Raw genomic sequence first — 643 nt, 5'->3', positions numbered from 1 at the left:
TTTATTTATCCTCTTTGCATTCTATTATTTTGATTTTAATATTTTTTGACTTAAATATTCTTTTTATAGCTCTTGCTTCGCTTTCGCTATTTGCAATTAGAAATTCTAAATTCTTAAATATTACATAATATTTCATTGCTGTTCATCCTCCATAGTTTCTACAAAATATTTTATTAAAGCTATTTTCTCTTTATCTTTCAAATCTTTTCTATTAATTATTTCTAAAATTTTCTCTTTCATTTTAATTCTCCTTCTTTATTTTCATTTATCAATTTATTTATAAGTTTTATAAATTTTTTAATATCGTCAAAGTAAAACTCTTTAATAGAATATGCATTAATATCTGGAGTATAACGAGTTAAAAGTATATCTCTATTATGAGAAAGCTTACATTTGAAATATTCCTCTCCGATTTTAAATTGTATTATACCGTTTATTAATTTAACTTCTTCGGTTTTTATTTTAAGGAATTGTTCAATACTATCAATCGATAAAAAAGAATATCGTCTATATTTTTGAAAATATTCAAGCATAATTTTTTTAATTTCTTTTTCTATTTTATTCATATCGTTCAACATTTAAAACCTCCTTCGCCAACGGCGGGCAATAGCCTTATTTATATCTCGCTTTCAAAAAAATTAAA

The 643-nt window shown here is 22.6% G+C and carries 2 protein-coding genes; both read right to left on the bottom strand.

From position 1 onward, the window contains the following. Position 1: 1 nt before the first annotated feature. Positions 2–136: a hypothetical protein gene (locus EZH24_RS15355; protein ID WP_272897909.1), complete on the bottom strand. Its 135-nt coding sequence runs from the start codon at positions 134–136 to the stop codon at positions 2–4. Between the two features lie 100 nt (positions 137–236). Continuing rightward, positions 237–578 (bottom strand): hypothetical protein, encoded by a 342-nt coding sequence (locus tag EZH24_RS13135; RefSeq protein WP_137999458.1) that lies wholly within the window; start codon positions 576–578, stop codon positions 237–239. Between the last annotated feature and the right edge of the window lie 65 nt (positions 579–643).

The sequence above is a fragment of the Brachyspira catarrhinii genome (assembly GCF_005518285.1).
Taxonomy (GTDB): Bacteria; Spirochaetota; Brachyspiria; order Brachyspirales; family Brachyspiraceae; genus Brachyspira; species Brachyspira catarrhinii.
Note: the sequence above shows the minus strand (reverse complement) of the source record. Positions and strands in the feature narration are given on the sequence as shown.